Genomic DNA, 14,301 nt, shown 5'->3' on the forward strand with positions numbered 1-14,301 from the left:
CTTTTCTAGCCGTTATGCAGGCTCATGACGGAACCACGGCAGCCGGGGCGCGCAAAGCGGCGCGGCCACGTTGCTTGAAGCTGAACAAGTAGCAGAGCAACCCGGCGAAGAAACCCACACCGGAACCCAGGCGGGCCCAGAACAGCACTTGCAAATGTTCGACCGTGGACATGAAGGGCAACGCGATTCCGTCGGCCTGCCAGCGTTGCAGGTAGACCTGCACGACACCGGCAGCGGTGAGGAACAACGTGATCATCACCATCGACAGGGTCATCAACCAGAAGCCCCAGATCTCCAGCGTCTGCGAACGCTCGTCGCCGGCTTCACCCAAGCCGCGCAAGCGTGGCATGGCGTAGCTGATCAAGGTCATCACGATCATCGCGTAAGCGCCGTAGAAGGCCAGGTGACCGTGAGCCGCCGTCAGTTGCGAACCGTGGGTGTAGAAGTTGACCGGGGCCAACGTGTGCAGAAAACCCCAGACGCCCGCACCGAAGAACGCCGTGACCGTGGTGCCCTTGGCCCACAGCGTGGCCGCACGATTCGGGTGTTGCCGACGACGGTTTTTCACCATGCTGAACGCGAAGATCACCATGGCCAGGAACGGCAGCGGTTCCATGGCGGAAAAGATCGAGCCGACCCACAACCAGACCTCGGGCGCACCGATCCAGAAGAAGTGGTGACCGGTGCCGATGATCCCGGTAATCAGCGCCATGGCGATGATCACGTACAGCCATTTTTCCACGACTTCCCGGTCTACCCCGGTGATCTTGATCAGCACGAAGGCGAGCATCGAACCCATGATCAATTCCCACACGCCTTCCACCCAAAGATGCACCACCCACCACCAGTAAAACTTGTCACGGGCGAGGTTGCCGGGGTTGTAGAAGGAGAACAGGAAGAACACTGCGAGCCCGATCAACCCGGTCATCATCACCATGCTGACGGTGGTCTTGCGACCTTTGAGCAGGGTCATGCCGATGTTGTAGAGGAAACCCAGGCACACCACCACGATGCCCATCTTGGTGATGGTCGGCTGCTCGAGAAACTCCCGGCCCATGGTCGGCAGCAACTCGTTGTGGGTCAGCCTGGCCAGGCCCGCATAAGGCACCAGCAGGTAGCCCAGGATCGTCAACACACCGGCGGCGGCGAACACCCAGAACAGGAGGATCGCCAGTTTCGGGCTGTGCAGCTCTCGGTCGGCTTCTTCCGGGATCAGGTAGTAGGCCGCGCCCATGAAGCCGAACAGCAGCCAGACAATCAGCAGGTTGGTGTGCACCATCCGCGCCACGTTGAACGGAATGATCGGGAACAGAAAGTCTCCGATCACGTATTGCAGGCCCATGATCAAACCGAACAGCACCTGACCGAGGAACAGGATCAGGGCAAACACGAAGTACGGTTTGGCCACGGCTTGCGAGGCGAATTTCAGATGTGGATTGGCAATGCTCATTGCTCAGCCCTCCTTGTTTGGCGGCCAGCCATTGGTGTTGATGTTCGAGCTCCATTTGAGGAACTCGGCGATGTCATCCACCTCCTGGTCACTCAATTTGAACTGAGGCATCGCGCGCCGGCCCGGTACGCCCAGCGGCTGCATTTTCATCCAGGCATGCAGGAAAGGTTTGAAGCCCTGCTCCCCGCCGCGCCGCTGAAAGACGTTGCCCAGCTCAGGCGCAAAGTAGGCGCCCTCGCCCAGCAGCGTGTGGCAGCCGATGCAGTTGTTTTGCTCCCAGACTGTTTTGCCGCGAATCACTGATTCGGTTAACTGCGCTTCGTTACTGCGCACCGGGAAGGTCTGTTCCGTGTGGTAGGTCAAGGCCAGGAATACCAGGAAGAAGAAGATGCTTCCCCCGAAGTAGATGTTCCTGGCCATGCCTTTGGTGAAGGTCTCTGACATGGTCGCTTCCTCTTTGCTTGGCCCGTCCATGATAGGAAGCGAAGGGTTGAAACCTGCTTGATGGCGATCAAGAAACTCCGATGGTTTTGCTCGGGTATTACTGTGGGAGCGAGACTGGCTTGCCGGCGATGGCTTTGTGTCAGGCGGTCGGTTTTTTTGAGGGGGGAGGCATATCCGTTTTTGTGGTCACGGCTACTAATGGTTTCGCTTTTACAGCGAGTCACTTTCGAAAAGCGCGAAAGTAACCAAAGCGCTTTTGCCCCTTTCGTTCGGTGCCTCGCCCAGGCTCGGCATACCCTCGCTCCGGTCCTGCTCCGTGGGCCCGCCGCCATCGGCCATCCATGGCCGGGGGCGGCTAACCCGGCATCCATGCCGGGTTGCCCACTGCGCAGAACCTCCACTCGGCCTCTCGAGGGGGCGACTACCGCCACAGCCGCCGAGGCGGCCTGAAAGCCGACCTGGCTCTTTGGTCGTGTGCACACTCCCGCACTGTGGTGGCTGCACTAATTTCGGACATCTACGCATTCCCCCTGTAGGAGCCGGCTTGCTGGCGATGGACGTCAACGATAACGCGGGGTGTCTGAATGAACGCGTCGCCTAGACGCTTTTCGCCGGCAAGCCGGCTCCTACAGTTGATCGTATTTATCCAAACACCTACGCATTTCCCTTGTAGGAGCCAGCTTGCTGGCGATGGACGTCAACGATAACGCGGGGTGTCTGAATGAACGCGTCGCCTAGACGCTTTTCGCCGGCAAGCCGGCTCCTACAGTTGATCGTATTTATCCAAACACCTACGCATTTCCCTTGTAGGAGCCAGCTTGCTGGCGATGGACGTCAACGATAACGCGGGGTGTCTGAATGAACGCGTCGCCTAGACGCTTTTCGCCGGCAAGCCGGCTCCTACAGTTGATCGTATTTATCCAAACACCTACGCATTTCCCTTGTAGGAGCCAGCTTGCTGGCGATGGACGTCAACGATAACGCGGGCTGTCTGAATGAACGCGTTGTCCAGACGATTTTCGCCGGCAAGCCGGCTCCTACAGGGGGCACGTATGCTTTTGATTTCCACCACTCATCAGGCCGAGCGTTAGCTCGCCTTCAGCTTTTGATCTGAGCGCCCCCTCGAGAGGCCGAGTGGAGGTTCTGCGCAGTGGGCAACCCGGCATGGATGCCGGGTTAGCCGCCCCCGGCCAGGGATGGCCGATGGCGGCGGGCCCACGGAGCAGGACCGGAGCGAGGGCATGCCGAGCCACAGCGAGGCACCGAACGAAAGGGGCAAGAGCCCTTGGTTACTTGGGGCTCTTCCAAGTGACTCGCCGTAAGGGCGAAACCAATAGCCGCCATCACCACAGAAACGGATATGTACTCAATCAACCACCACCAACATCACCCCCACAACCACCGCCAACACCAACGCCCAACTCACCAACAACCGACGCCACAATCGCGGCGCATGGCGCATTTCCATGAAGCCATCAGTAATCAACCAGGCCTTGACGACCGCCACCAGCAAAATGGCCACGGACAACACCCCTGTCGCCCCCGACTGCGCCAGCAACACAGTGCTTACGCTCAGCGTGGCCAACGCTGCCCAGCAGACAAACAAAAACCTGGAAGCAGACATGAAAACCTCATCAACCCAGCACGTAAACCAGCGGAAACAACACCACCCAGATCAGATCAACCATGTGCCAATACAACACGCCGGATTCAAATCCGCTGCGATTACTGGCGTCGTACAACCCACGACGGCAACGCTCGGCCAGCCATCCGAGGATGAACATGCCAAGCAACACATGAAGAAAATGAAACCCGGTGAGGATCCAGTACAACGTGAAAAACGTGTTGTGCTCCATCCCCAGCCCCGAGGCCAGCAAGTGTCGGTACTCGGTGACTTTCAACACCACATAGACACTGGCGACGAGCAACGCCGCCAGCAACCAGACAGCGCCGTGGCGAGGCCGTGAGCGCCTGACTTGCGCCTGCGCCAGCGCCGCGAACAGCCCGGCGGTGAGCAGGCTCAGGGTCATCGCCAGACCGGTCGACGTGTTCAGCAACAGACGGCTTTCGCTGAACAGCTGCGGCTTGAGTGCCTGGGTCACGGCGAACACCAGAATCAGAATGGCAAACACCGACAGCTCGGCCAGAATGAAAAACCACATCGCCAGATCGCCCGGCAAATGCCTGGGCGCAACACCGCCGGGTTCAACCGAAGTGGACATCAACCACGTCCATCAGCGCCGCAACGGTCAGCGGATCGTCGCTCAATGGTTCGGCCAGGCAGGCCATGCACGCCTCACGCGGGCTCATGCCGGCGCGGATCATTCGTGCGGTGAAAATCAGCAACCGCGTCGAAGCGACTTCCTCCAGATCATGCTGATCGAGCCGCCGTAGCGCCTGCCCCAGCCTGACCACTTGCGCCGCCAGCGCGCTGTCCACCTGAGCCTCGCGGGCAACAATGCGCTCCTCTTCGGCCACCGGCGGGTAATCGAAACGCATCGCCACGAAGCGTTGTCGGGTACTGGGCTTCATGCCTTTGAGCAGGTTCTGGTAACCGGGGTTGTAGGACACCACCAGCATGAAGGACGGCGGCGCCTGCAACACCTCGCCGGTGCGCTCCAGGAACAATTCGCGACGATCGTCGGCCAGCGGATGCAACACCACCACGGTGTCCTGGCGCGCCTCGACCACTTCGTCGAGATAACAAATGCCGCCTTCACGCACCGCGCGGGTCAGCGGTCCGTCCTGCCACCAAGTGCCTTGGGCACCGATCAGATGGCGACCGATCAAGTCAGCCGCGCTCAGGTCGTCGTGGCACGCCACGGTGTACAGCGGCAAGTTCAACCGATGCGCCATGTGCTGGACGAAACGGGTCTTGCCGCAACCGGTCGGCCCCTTGATCAGCACCGGCATGCCGTGTTGCCAGGCCTGCTCGAACAGCGCCTCCTCATTGTTGAGCGGTTGATAGAAGGGTTCGGCCTTGTGTTCGCCAGACGGGAGATGGTCCATGGGGCACCTGATTCAACAACAGAATTGAGGGACACGCTACGGACCCCTGCGACAACCTGGCAAGTGACATGGCCGACAAACTTGATCGCCGTCAAGCGGGCATTGGCCTGCTCGGGCATAGCCTTGCAGCGCACTAAGAACCTGCGTCCTGCGCTGTCGTTCCAGCGCATCGCAAAGGTCTTGCCTGAGGAGAAATGGAATGCTGATCAGCAATAGAAAAACGTTTGCTCTGACCGTCGCCACCCTGTGTTCGACACTGGCCTTTGCGGTGTCTCACGCAGCCAGAGCCAACGAGCCCGCCGCCTCACCGCCCATGGTCAAAACCGCTGGCGCTCCCGACATGAGCCGGGCCGAGTTCGATTCATCCAAGGAAATCTACTTCCAGCGCTGCGCCGGCTGTCACGGCGTGCTGCGCAAAGGGGCGACCGGCAAGCCGCTGACCCCGGACATCACCCAGTCGCGCGGGCAACCGTTCCTGGAGGCTTTGATTACCTACGGTTCACCGGCAGGCATGCCGAACTGGGGGACGTCCAATGCCCTGACCAAGGAGCAAATCACGGCCATGGCCAAGTTCGTTCAGCACACGCCGCCGACACCACCGGAATGGGGCATGGCCGAGACGCTGAAAACCTGGAAGGTGCTGGTCAAACCCGAGGATCGTCCGAAAAAACAACTGAGCAAACTTGACCTGCCCAACCTGTTTTCGGTGACGTTGCGCGATGACGGCAAGATTGCCCTGATCGACGGCGACAGCAAGAAAATCGTCAAGCTGATCGAGACCGGTTATGCGGTGCACATCTCGCGGATCTCCGCCTCGGGCCGCTACTTGCTGGTGATTGGCCGCGACGCCCGGATCGACATGATCGACCTGTGGCCGGTGGAGCCGACCAAGGTCGCCGAAGTCAAAGTGGGCATCGAAGCGCGCTCGGTCGAGACCTCAAAATTCAAGGGCTACGAAGACAAGTACACCATCGCCGGTTCCTATTGGCCGCCGCAGTTCACCATCATGGACGGCGAAACCCTGGAGCCGAAGCAGATCGTCTCGACACGCGGCATGACCGTCGACAAGCAGGAATATCACCCTGAGCCGAGGGTCGCGGCGATCATCGCGTCCCACGAATGGCCGGAGTTCATCGTCAACGTCAAGGAAACCGGCAAGGTCATGCTGGTCAATTACCAGGACATCAAGAACCTCACCGTCACCTCCATCGACGCCGCGCCGTTCCTGCATGACGGCGGTTGGGACAGCACGCACCGCTACTTCATGACCGCCGCCAACAACTCCAACAAAGTCGCCGTGATCGACTCCAAGGAGCGCAAGTTGACCGCGCTCGTGGACGTCGGCAAAACCCCGCACCCTGGGCGCGGCGCCAACTTCGACCACCCGACCTACGGACCGGTCTGGGCCACCAGCCACCTGGGCGATGAAGGCATCTCGCTGATCGGCACCGACCCGGTCAAACACGCGCAATACGCCTGGAAACAGGTCGCCTCGATCAAGGGCCAGGGCGGTGGATCGCTGTTCATCAAGACCCACCCCAACTCCCGTCACTTGTACGTCGACACCACCCTCAACCCGGACGCAAAACTCAGTCAGTCGGTGGCGGTGTTCAACATCGACAAGCTCGACGCCGGCTACACCGTGCTGCCCATCGCCGAATACGCGGGCATCAAGCAAGGGGCGATGCGCGTCGTGCAACCGGAATACAACAAGGCCGGCGATGAAGTCTGGTTCTCCGTGTGGAGCGGCCAGGCCGACGAATCGGCGCTGGTGGTGATCGACGATAAAACCCTGAAGCTCAAGTCAGTCATCAAGGACAAACGACTGATCACACCCACCGGAAAGTTCAACGTCTACAACACCCAACACGACATCTATTGAGCTCCATCAATGCAAGGAAACACCATGAAAAATACTCTGCTTTCACTGTTCGCCCTGACCGCTGCGCTGAGCGTGCAACCGGCCATGGCCCAGGACGCGCTGGAGCTGTTCAAGAGCAAACCCTGCGCAGCCTGCCACTCCATCGACACCAAACTGGTCGGCCCGGCACTCAAGGATGTAGCGGCCAAGAATGCGGGCGTAGCCGGGGCCGCGGACACCCTGGCCAGTCATATCAAAAACGGCACACAGGGCAATTGGGGACCGATGCCGATGCCGGCAAACCCGGTCACGGATGAGGAAGCGAAGATTCTCGCGACCTGGGTCCTGACGCTCAAATAACCGCCTGGAGGGCGCCATGATGATTTTTCCAAAGGCTCTGGTTCTGGCGGCCCTCCTCCTCATTTGCGCAACCACGGTTGCCGCGCCCGACGCCCAGCGTCAGGCGCAACTCGAACACCTGCTGGCCCAGGACTGCGGCGCCTGCCATGGGCTGCACATGACCGGCGGCCTCGGCCCCGAACTGACCCGCACAGCGCTGGCGGGCAAGTCCAGGGACAGCCTGATCGCCACCGTCACCCATGGCCGGCCCGGCACCGCGATGCCCGGTTGGGCCCCGCTGCTCAGCACCGCCGACATCCGTTGGCTGATCGATCTTCTTCTCCAGGGATATCCCGCACCATGATCCGTTCAATCCTGCTGTCAGCGGCGACCGGGCTGTTATTGTCCGCCTGCGCTCAGCCACCCTTGCGTGGCACCGGCGACTTGGGCGTGGTGGTGGAACGCGCCACCGGCAGCCTGCAAATCATCGAAAGCGACAACCGCACTTCGCTGGCCCGGCTCGAAGGGTTGGGCGACCTGTCCCACGCCTCGGTGGTGTTCTCCCGCGACCAGCGCTATGCCTATGTGTTCGGCCGCGACGGCGGTCTGAGCAAGATCGACCTGCTGACCCGACGCATCGATCACCGAGTGATCCAGGGCGGCAACAGCATCGGCGGCGCCATCAGTCAGGACGGCAAGCTGATCGCGGTCTCCAACTATGTGCCCGGCGGGGTCAAGGTCTTTGATGCACAGACCTTGCAGCTGGTGGCCGACATTCCCGCCACCCCGCTGGCCGATGGCAGCAAGCGTTCCCGCGTGGTCGGCCTGGTCGACGCGCCCGGCCAGCGTTTTGTGTTCAGCCTGTTCGACACCGGCGAGATCTGGACCCTGGATTTCAGCCAGGGCACCACCCCGCAGATCAGCCGCTTCACCGACATCGGCGAGCAACCCTACGACGCGCTGATCACCCCGGACGGGCGCTACTACATGGCCGGCCTGTTCGGCGAAGACGGCATGGCGCAACTCGACCTCTGGCATCCCGAGCGTGGGGTAAAGCGGGTGCTCGGTGATTACGGACGCGGCCAGGCAAAACTGCCGGTCTACAAAATGCCGCACCTTGAGGGCTGGGCCGTCGCCGACCATCAGGCCTTCGTGCCCGCTGTCGGTCGCCATCAAGTGTTGGTGATGGATTCGCGCACCTGGCAGCAGAGCGCCGTGATCCCTGTGGCCGGCCAACCGGTGTTCGTCACCTCGCGCCCGGACGGTCGGCAACTGTGGGTCAATTTCGCCTACCCGGACAACGATCGGGTCCAGGTGATCGACACCGAAACCCACGCCGTGGTCGCCGACCTGCGACCCGGCCCGGCGGTGCTGCACATGGAATTCACCGCACGCGGCGATCAGCTGTGGCTGTCGTTACGCGACGGCAATCAGGTTCAGGTCTGGGACCCGTACAGCCTGAAACAGCTGAGCACCCTGCCGGCCACCGCACCGAGCGGCATCTTCTTCAGCAGCCGCGCACAAAAAATGGGCTATTGAAATGGACCTCGACCTGCTTGCCTGCCAACTGATCGATCGCTTCCAGCATGGCATGCCGCTGTGCCCTGAACCTTATCTCGAAATGGCCCAGGTGTTGGGTTGCAGCGAGTCGCAAGTGATCGCCTGCCTGCAACGCCTGGAACTGGCCGGGGCCTTGTCGCGGATCGGCCCGGTGTTCGACCACAGCCGTGCCGGCGCCAGCACCCTCGCCGCCCTCGCCGTGCCCGCCGAACGCCTGCATCAAGTTGCCAAGCGCGTCAGCCAATACCCCGAGGTCAATCACAACTATGCGCGCGAGCATCACTACAACCTGTGGTTTGTGTTGACCGGCCCCGATCGCCAACACATCGAGCGCATTCTCGAAGAACTGGAGTACGACACCGGCCTCACCCCACTGGACCTGCCGATGTTGACCGCTTACCGCATCGACCTCGGCTTTGCCCTGGGAGAAAGCCGATGAAAGCGCCATTGAATCCCAAACAGGCACTGGCCCTGCGTCGGCACCTGGAAGGCGGGTTGCCGCTGGTCTCGCGTCCTTATCAGGCACTCGCCGAACGGATCAACGCCGAGGAAAACCAGGTGCTCGCGCAAATGCACCAGTGGCACGAGCAAGGGTTGTTCCGCCGGGTTGGCCTGGTGCTCAACCATCGCGCGCTGGGCTTTACCGCCAACGCGATGCTGGTGCTGGACATTCCGGACGCGTTGATCGACGAAGTCGGCCAGCGCCTTGGGCGAGCGCCCGGCATCACCCTCTGCTATCAGCGGCCGCGACGCCTGCCTGACTGGCGATACAACCTGTTCTGCATGGTTCACGGTCGCCAACGCGATCAAGTCGCGGCGCACATTCAGGCGCTGCTCGAAGAACACCTGCTGAGCGACCTGCCCCACCAACTGCTGTTCAGCACCCACGCCTTCAAACAATGCGGCGGGCGCTTTGCGCCTTCATCAACAGGAGCCTCCGACCGTGGATGACCTCGACCGTCGACTGATCAACCGCTTGCAACTGGGCCTGCCGCTGGTGCGCCATCCCTGGAAAGTACTGGCCGCCGAACTGCAAAGCAGCAGCAGCGAACTGCTCGATCGGCTCCACGCACTGCTGGAAGACGGCGTACTCACACGCTTCGGCCCGATGTTCGACATTGAACGGCTGGGCGGTGCCTTCACGCTCGCGGCGCTGGCGGTGCCGGAAGAACGCTTCGAAGACGTCGCCGAGCAACTGCACGCCCTGCCGGAAGTGGCCCACAACTATCGACGCGAACACCCCTGGAACATGTGGTTTGTGCTCGGTTGCCCGACCGAACAAGGCATCGCCGAGACCCTGCAGCGCATTGAATCCCTGACCGGCTTGCCGCTGCTGAATCTGCCCAAAGAGGAGACCTACCATGTCGGTTTGTATTTCCCGGTCTGAAGACACCCTGGCCCATCGCCTGATCGAGCTGACCCAGACCGGCCTGCCCTTACTGGACGACCCTTGGGCCTGGCTCGCCGAGCAGCTGGACTTGAGCATCGAATCCACCCTGGACTTGCTCAAGCGCTTGCAGGCCGAGGGCGCCATCCGGCGCATCGCCGCCGTCCCCAACCACTATCGCCTGGGTTATCGCTACAACGGCATGACGGTCTGGGATGTGCGCGACGCCGACATGCCGCGCCTCGGTGCGCTGATCGGTGCTCAGCCCTTTGTCAGCCATTGCTATCGACGCCCGCGCCGTGAGGACTGGCGCTACAACCTGTTTGCCATGGTGCACGGACGCAGCAGCGAAGAAATCGACAGCTACCGCGAACACCTGCGCTACTTGCTGGGCGATGCCTGTGCCGCCGACGAGATGCTGGTGAGCAGCCGCATCCTGAAAAAAACCGGATTGCGCCTGCCACCCGCAACGCACTGAAGGCGCGCCGACTCAAGGAGAGTTGCATGTTAAGGATCAGCCAATACCTGCGTGCGCTGGCCGGCCAGGCGCCCGCCCCCAGAACCAGCCCACCGGGCAGCAACCGGCCGCCCGTGGTGATCTGGAACCTGCTGCGGCGCTGCAACCTGACCTGCAAACACTGCTACGCAACCTCGGCCGACAGTGTCTTTCGCGATGAACTGGATACGCCCGCCGCACTGAGCGTGATCGATGATCTGCACGCTGCCGGAGTGAAGGTGCTCATCCTGTCCGGCGGTGAACCGCTGCTGCGTGACGATCTGTTTGTGCTCAGCGCCTATGCCCGCGCCAAGGGTTTCTTTGTTGCCTTGTCCACCAACGGCACGCTGATCGATGAGCACAACATCACGCAGATCCGTGCGGCGAATTTCGACTATGTCGGGATCAGCATCGATGGCCTGGAAGCCACCCATGACGCCTTCCGCCAACTCAAGGGCAGTTTTGCCAGTTCCATGCGGGCGATCCGCCTCTGTCGCGAACAAGGTATTCGGGTCGGCCTGCGCACCACCCTGACCCAGGAAAACCATGCGCAGCTTCCCCAATTGCTGGCGCTGATGCGCGAGTACGACGTGCAAAAGTTTTACCTGTCGCACCTCAACTACAGCGGTCGCGGCAAACGCAGCCGCCAGCTCGACGCCCGGCAACAGATGAGCCGCGAGGCGATGACGCAGATTTTCGAACGCGCCTGGGAAGACATCGCGCAGGGTCGCGACAGCGATTTCGTCAGCGGCAACAACGATGCCGACGCGGTTCTGTTGCTGCAATGGGTAGGGCTGCATCTGCCCGAACATTACCCGCGCCTGGAACACATGCTGCGCGCCTGGGGCGGCAATGCCTCGGGCAGTGGCATCGCCAACATCGACAACACCGGCGAAGTGCACCCGGACACCTATTGGTGGCAGCACTCGGTGGGCAACGTGCGGCACACACCGTTTCGCACGCTGTGGCTGGACCGGCCGGACACCTTGTTGCAACAGCTGCGGGCGCATCCGCGCGCCGTCGGCGGCCGCTGTGGCCAATGCCGCTGGCTGGACATCTGCAACGGCAACACCCGAACCCGCGCCTGGGCCGAAGGCGATCTGTGGGGGCAGGACCCCGGTTGCCACCTCAGCGATGAAGAAATCGGTGTGCCGCCCATCACGACAATCCCTTGCGTCATGCACTGAAGCATCCGCCTGGCAAGCCCCGGCCAACCTGATGAAGAACCAAGGACGTCCCATGTACCCATCGATTATTTTACCGGCCGCACTTGCGTCCCTGTTCAGACCGGGCGAAGTCGCCCTGGTCGGCGCGGGTCCCGGCGATCCACGCCTGCTGACCCTGCGCGCCTGGAGCCTGTTGATGCAGGCCGACGCCGTGGTTTACGACCGTCTGATCAGCCCCGACCTGCTGACGCTGATCCCCCTCACTTGCGCCCGGCATTACGTCGGCAAGGCCAGCGGCTGCCACAGCCTGCCCCAGGAACAAATCAACGAGCTGCTGGCCGACCTTGCCGAGCAAGGGCAACGCGTGGTCCGGCTCAAGGGTGGCGACCCGTTCATTTTCGGTCGCGGCGCCGAGGAGTTGCAGTATCTGCTGCAGCGCAACATCGACTGCCAGGTGGTGCCGGGCATCACCGCCGCGTCCGGGTGCAGCGCTTACGCCGGCATCCCGCTGACGCACCGGGACCTGGTCAATTCCTGTCGATTCATCACCGGCCACTTGCAACACGACGGCGAGTTGAAACTGCCTTGGCGCGATCTGGCCGACAGCAGCCAGACCCTGGTGTTTTACATGGGCTTATCGAACCTCGGGGTGATCGCCCGGCACCTGATCGAGGCCGGGTTGTCGGCCGACACACCGGCAGCGCTGATCAGCAACGGCACGCGACCCGACCAGCACGTTGCCCGTGGTTTGTTGCACCAACTGCCGACGTTGGCGCTGGAGTGCCCGCCCGGTATCCCGACGCTGACGGTGATCGGCAAGGTGGTCGATCTGTTCGCGGCACAACCGATGGAATACCCGGCGCGCTTTTATCCTGTCCAGGCGTTGCAACGGCACGGCAAGGTGGCGCTATGAAGCGCGGGCTGCTGCTGCCGTTGTTATGGGTCAGTGCTGTCGCTGGCGCCGCTGATCCGGCACTTGAACACGCCGCGAACGACTACCGCCAGCATTGCCAAAGCTGCCATGGCGCCAACCGTTTCGGCGGTACCGGGCCGGCGTTGTTGCCAGAGAGTCTGAGCCGGATCAAACCCGATGAAATCCGCAGCGTGATCCAGAACGGCCGCCCCGCAAGCCAGATGGCCGGGTTTGCCAACGTGTTCAACCCGGCGCAGATCGACGCGCTGGTGAGCTACCTTCAGCAACCGCCCGCCACCCCGCCGACCTGGAGCAACGACGAGATTCGCGGCAGTCACTCGATGCTCGCCGACATCAGCAAGCTGCCCACCACGCCCCAGCATGGCGCCGATCCGCTGAACCTGTTCGTGGTGGTGGAAGCTGGCGATCACCACATCAACATCCTCGACGGCGATCGTTTCGAAGTGCTGGCGCGGTTTACCTCGCACTTTGCCGTGCATGGCGGGCCGAAGTTCTCACCCGACGGGCGCTTCGTCTACGTCGCCTCGCGCGATGGCTGGGTCAGCCTGTACGACCTGCACAACCTGAAGCTGATCGCCGAGGTCCGCGCCGGGCTCAACACCCGTAACCTGGCGGTGAGCAAGGATGGTCGCTGGGTGTTGGTGGGTAACTATTTGCCGGGCAATCTTGTCGTGCTGGATGCCCGCGATCTGTCGCTGGTCAAAACCATTCCAGCCATCGGCCAGGACGGCACCGCGTCACGGGTCAGCGCGGTCTACACCGCGCCGCCACGGGACAGTTTCATCGTCGCGCTCAAGGACGTGAAGGAAGTCTGGGAACTATCGAGCGCCGGGACTCCGGACTTCGAACCGCGACGGATCGAGGCTGAGGACATGCTCGACGACTTTTCCTTTTCACCGGACTACAAGCAGTTGCTGGCCACGTCGCGCAAGGCCAAAGGTGGTCAGGTGATCGACCTCGACAGTGGCAAGGTGGTCACCGACATTCCGTTACCGGGCATGCCGCACCTGGGGTCCGGGACCTATTGGAAACGCAACGGTCAGTGGGTGTTTGCCACGCCGAACATCAGCAAGGGGCTGATCTCGGTCATCGATTTCAAGACCTGGAAGCTGATCAAGGAAATCCCGACGTTGGGGCCGGGGTTTTTCATGCGCAGTCACGTCAATTCGCGGTATGCCTGGACGGATGTGTTCTTCGGGCCGGACAACGATGCGATTCATTTGATCGACAAACAGACTCTGGAAATCGCCCGTACCTTGCGTCCGATGCCTGGCAAGACGGCGGCGCACGTCGAGTTCACTCGCGATGGTCGGCACTTGCTGCTGAGCATTTGGGCCACCGATGGGGCGCTGATTGTTTATGACAGTGACACGCTTGAGGAGATAAAGCGTATCCCGATGAACAAGCCGTCGGGCAAGTACAACGTTGGCAACAAGATTGAGTTTGTGGAGGGGACTTCGCATTAGGGGTTGGGGTTGGGTGTATATCCGTTTTTTTGGTGATGGCGGCTGGCGGTTTCGCCCTTACGGCGAGTCACTTGGAAAAGCCCCAAGTAACCAAGGGCTCTTGCCCCTTTCGTTCGGTGCCTCGCCTAGGCTCGGCATGCCCTCGCTCCGGTCCTGCTCCGTGGGCCCGCCGCCATCGGCCATCCATGG

The 14,301-nt window shown here is 61.7% G+C and carries 16 protein-coding genes; 11 read left to right on the top strand and 5 right to left on the bottom strand.

Annotated features, from left to right (window positions below; genetic code table 11):
* Positions 1-22: 22 nt before the first annotated feature.
* The 5 genes from KGB25_RS25155 to KGB25_RS25175 form a co-directional block, all read right to left on the bottom strand.
* Positions 23-1,450 (bottom strand): cbb3-type cytochrome c oxidase subunit I, encoded by a 1,428-nt coding sequence (locus tag KGB25_RS25155; RefSeq protein ID WP_008029660.1) that lies wholly within the window; start codon positions 1,448-1,450, stop codon positions 23-25.
* A 3-nt stretch (positions 1,451-1,453) separates the two neighbouring features.
* The gene (locus KGB25_RS25160; RefSeq protein WP_008029662.1) at positions 1,454-1,894 is read right to left on the bottom strand and encodes a c-type cytochrome; all 441 of its coding nucleotides are present in this window, start codon (positions 1,892-1,894) and stop codon (positions 1,454-1,456) included.
* A gap of 1,366 nt (positions 1,895-3,260) precedes the next feature.
* Positions 3,261-3,518: a cytochrome C oxidase subunit IV family protein gene (locus KGB25_RS25165; RefSeq protein WP_223437160.1), complete on the bottom strand. Its 258-nt coding sequence runs from the start codon at positions 3,516-3,518 to the stop codon at positions 3,261-3,263.
* 10 nt (positions 3,519-3,528) lie between these two features.
* The gene (locus KGB25_RS25170) at positions 3,529-4,116 is read right to left on the bottom strand and encodes a cytochrome c oxidase subunit 3 family protein (protein ID WP_223437162.1); all 588 of its coding nucleotides are present in this window, start codon (positions 4,114-4,116) and stop codon (positions 3,529-3,531) included.
* Entirely contained in the window at positions 4,100-4,903 is an 804-nt protein-coding gene (locus KGB25_RS25175) for a CbbQ/NirQ/NorQ/GpvN family protein (protein ID WP_008034410.1), read from the bottom strand. Before KGB25_RS25175 ends, KGB25_RS25170 begins: the two co-directional genes overlap by 17 nt.
* A 313-nt stretch (positions 4,904-5,216) precedes the next feature.
* Here KGB25_RS25175 and nirS point away from each other — a divergent pair, with 313 nt between their 5' ends.
* The 11 genes from nirS to KGB25_RS25230 are packed head-to-tail and all read left to right on the top strand — an operon-like array spanning position 5,217 to position 14,112.
* Positions 5,217-6,785: a nitrite reductase gene (gene nirS / locus KGB25_RS25180; RefSeq protein ID WP_223413864.1), complete on the top strand. Its 1,569-nt coding sequence runs from the start codon at positions 5,217-5,219 to the stop codon at positions 6,783-6,785.
* A 24-nt stretch (positions 6,786-6,809) separates the two neighbouring features.
* Positions 6,810-7,124 carry a c-type cytochrome gene (locus tag KGB25_RS25185; RefSeq protein WP_008043673.1) on the top strand — a complete coding sequence of 105 codons (315 nt, stop codon included), beginning with the start codon at positions 6,810-6,812 and terminating at the stop codon, positions 7,122-7,124.
* 19 nt (positions 7,125-7,143) lie between these two features.
* A complete protein-coding gene (locus tag KGB25_RS25190) occupies positions 7,144-7,467 on the top strand; it encodes a c-type cytochrome (RefSeq protein ID WP_223437171.1) in 324 nt (107 codons plus the stop codon).
* The gene (locus KGB25_RS25195) at positions 7,464-8,642 is read left to right on the top strand and encodes a cytochrome D1 domain-containing protein (protein ID WP_207286764.1); all 1,179 of its coding nucleotides are present in this window, start codon (positions 7,464-7,466) and stop codon (positions 8,640-8,642) included. The genes KGB25_RS25190 and KGB25_RS25195 overlap by 4 nt, the downstream gene beginning before the upstream one ends.
* 1 nt (position 8,643) lies before the next feature.
* Positions 8,644-9,102, top strand: a complete 459-nt coding sequence (locus KGB25_RS25200; RefSeq protein WP_008043670.1) for an Lrp/AsnC family transcriptional regulator — start codon at positions 8,644-8,646, stop codon at positions 9,100-9,102.
* The gene (locus KGB25_RS25205) at positions 9,099-9,614 is read left to right on the top strand and encodes an Lrp/AsnC family transcriptional regulator (RefSeq protein ID WP_008034419.1); all 516 of its coding nucleotides are present in this window, start codon (positions 9,099-9,101) and stop codon (positions 9,612-9,614) included. The genes KGB25_RS25200 and KGB25_RS25205 overlap by 4 nt, the downstream gene beginning before the upstream one ends.
* Positions 9,607-10,050: an Lrp/AsnC family transcriptional regulator gene (locus tag KGB25_RS25210; protein WP_008034421.1), complete on the top strand. Its 444-nt coding sequence runs from the start codon at positions 9,607-9,609 to the stop codon at positions 10,048-10,050. The genes KGB25_RS25205 and KGB25_RS25210 overlap by 8 nt, the downstream gene beginning before the upstream one ends.
* On the top strand, positions 10,025-10,528 hold the full coding sequence (locus KGB25_RS25215; protein WP_008043669.1) for an Lrp/AsnC family transcriptional regulator: 504 nt from the start codon (positions 10,025-10,027) through the stop codon (positions 10,526-10,528). The genes KGB25_RS25210 and KGB25_RS25215 overlap by 26 nt, the downstream gene beginning before the upstream one ends.
* Positions 10,529-10,554: 26 nt before the next feature.
* Positions 10,555-11,733, top strand: coding sequence for a heme d1 biosynthesis radical SAM protein NirJ (gene nirJ, locus KGB25_RS25220; protein WP_223437164.1), 1,179 nt, complete (start codon positions 10,555-10,557; stop codon positions 11,731-11,733).
* Positions 11,734-11,785: 52 nt separating this feature from the next.
* Positions 11,786-12,625, top strand: coding sequence for a uroporphyrinogen-III C-methyltransferase (cobA, locus tag KGB25_RS25225; protein ID WP_008043667.1), 840 nt, complete (start codon positions 11,786-11,788; stop codon positions 12,623-12,625).
* Positions 12,622-14,112, top strand: coding sequence for a cytochrome D1 domain-containing protein (locus KGB25_RS25230; RefSeq protein ID WP_223437167.1), 1,491 nt, complete (start codon positions 12,622-12,624; stop codon positions 14,110-14,112). The genes cobA and KGB25_RS25230 overlap by 4 nt, the downstream gene beginning before the upstream one ends.
* The last annotated feature ends 189 nt before the right edge of the window (positions 14,113-14,301 follow it).

Origin of the sequence: Pseudomonas sp. BF-RE-21 (genome assembly GCF_019947305.1) — a bacterium.
Lineage (GTDB): Bacteria > Pseudomonadota > Gammaproteobacteria > Pseudomonadales > Pseudomonadaceae > Aquipseudomonas > Aquipseudomonas migulae.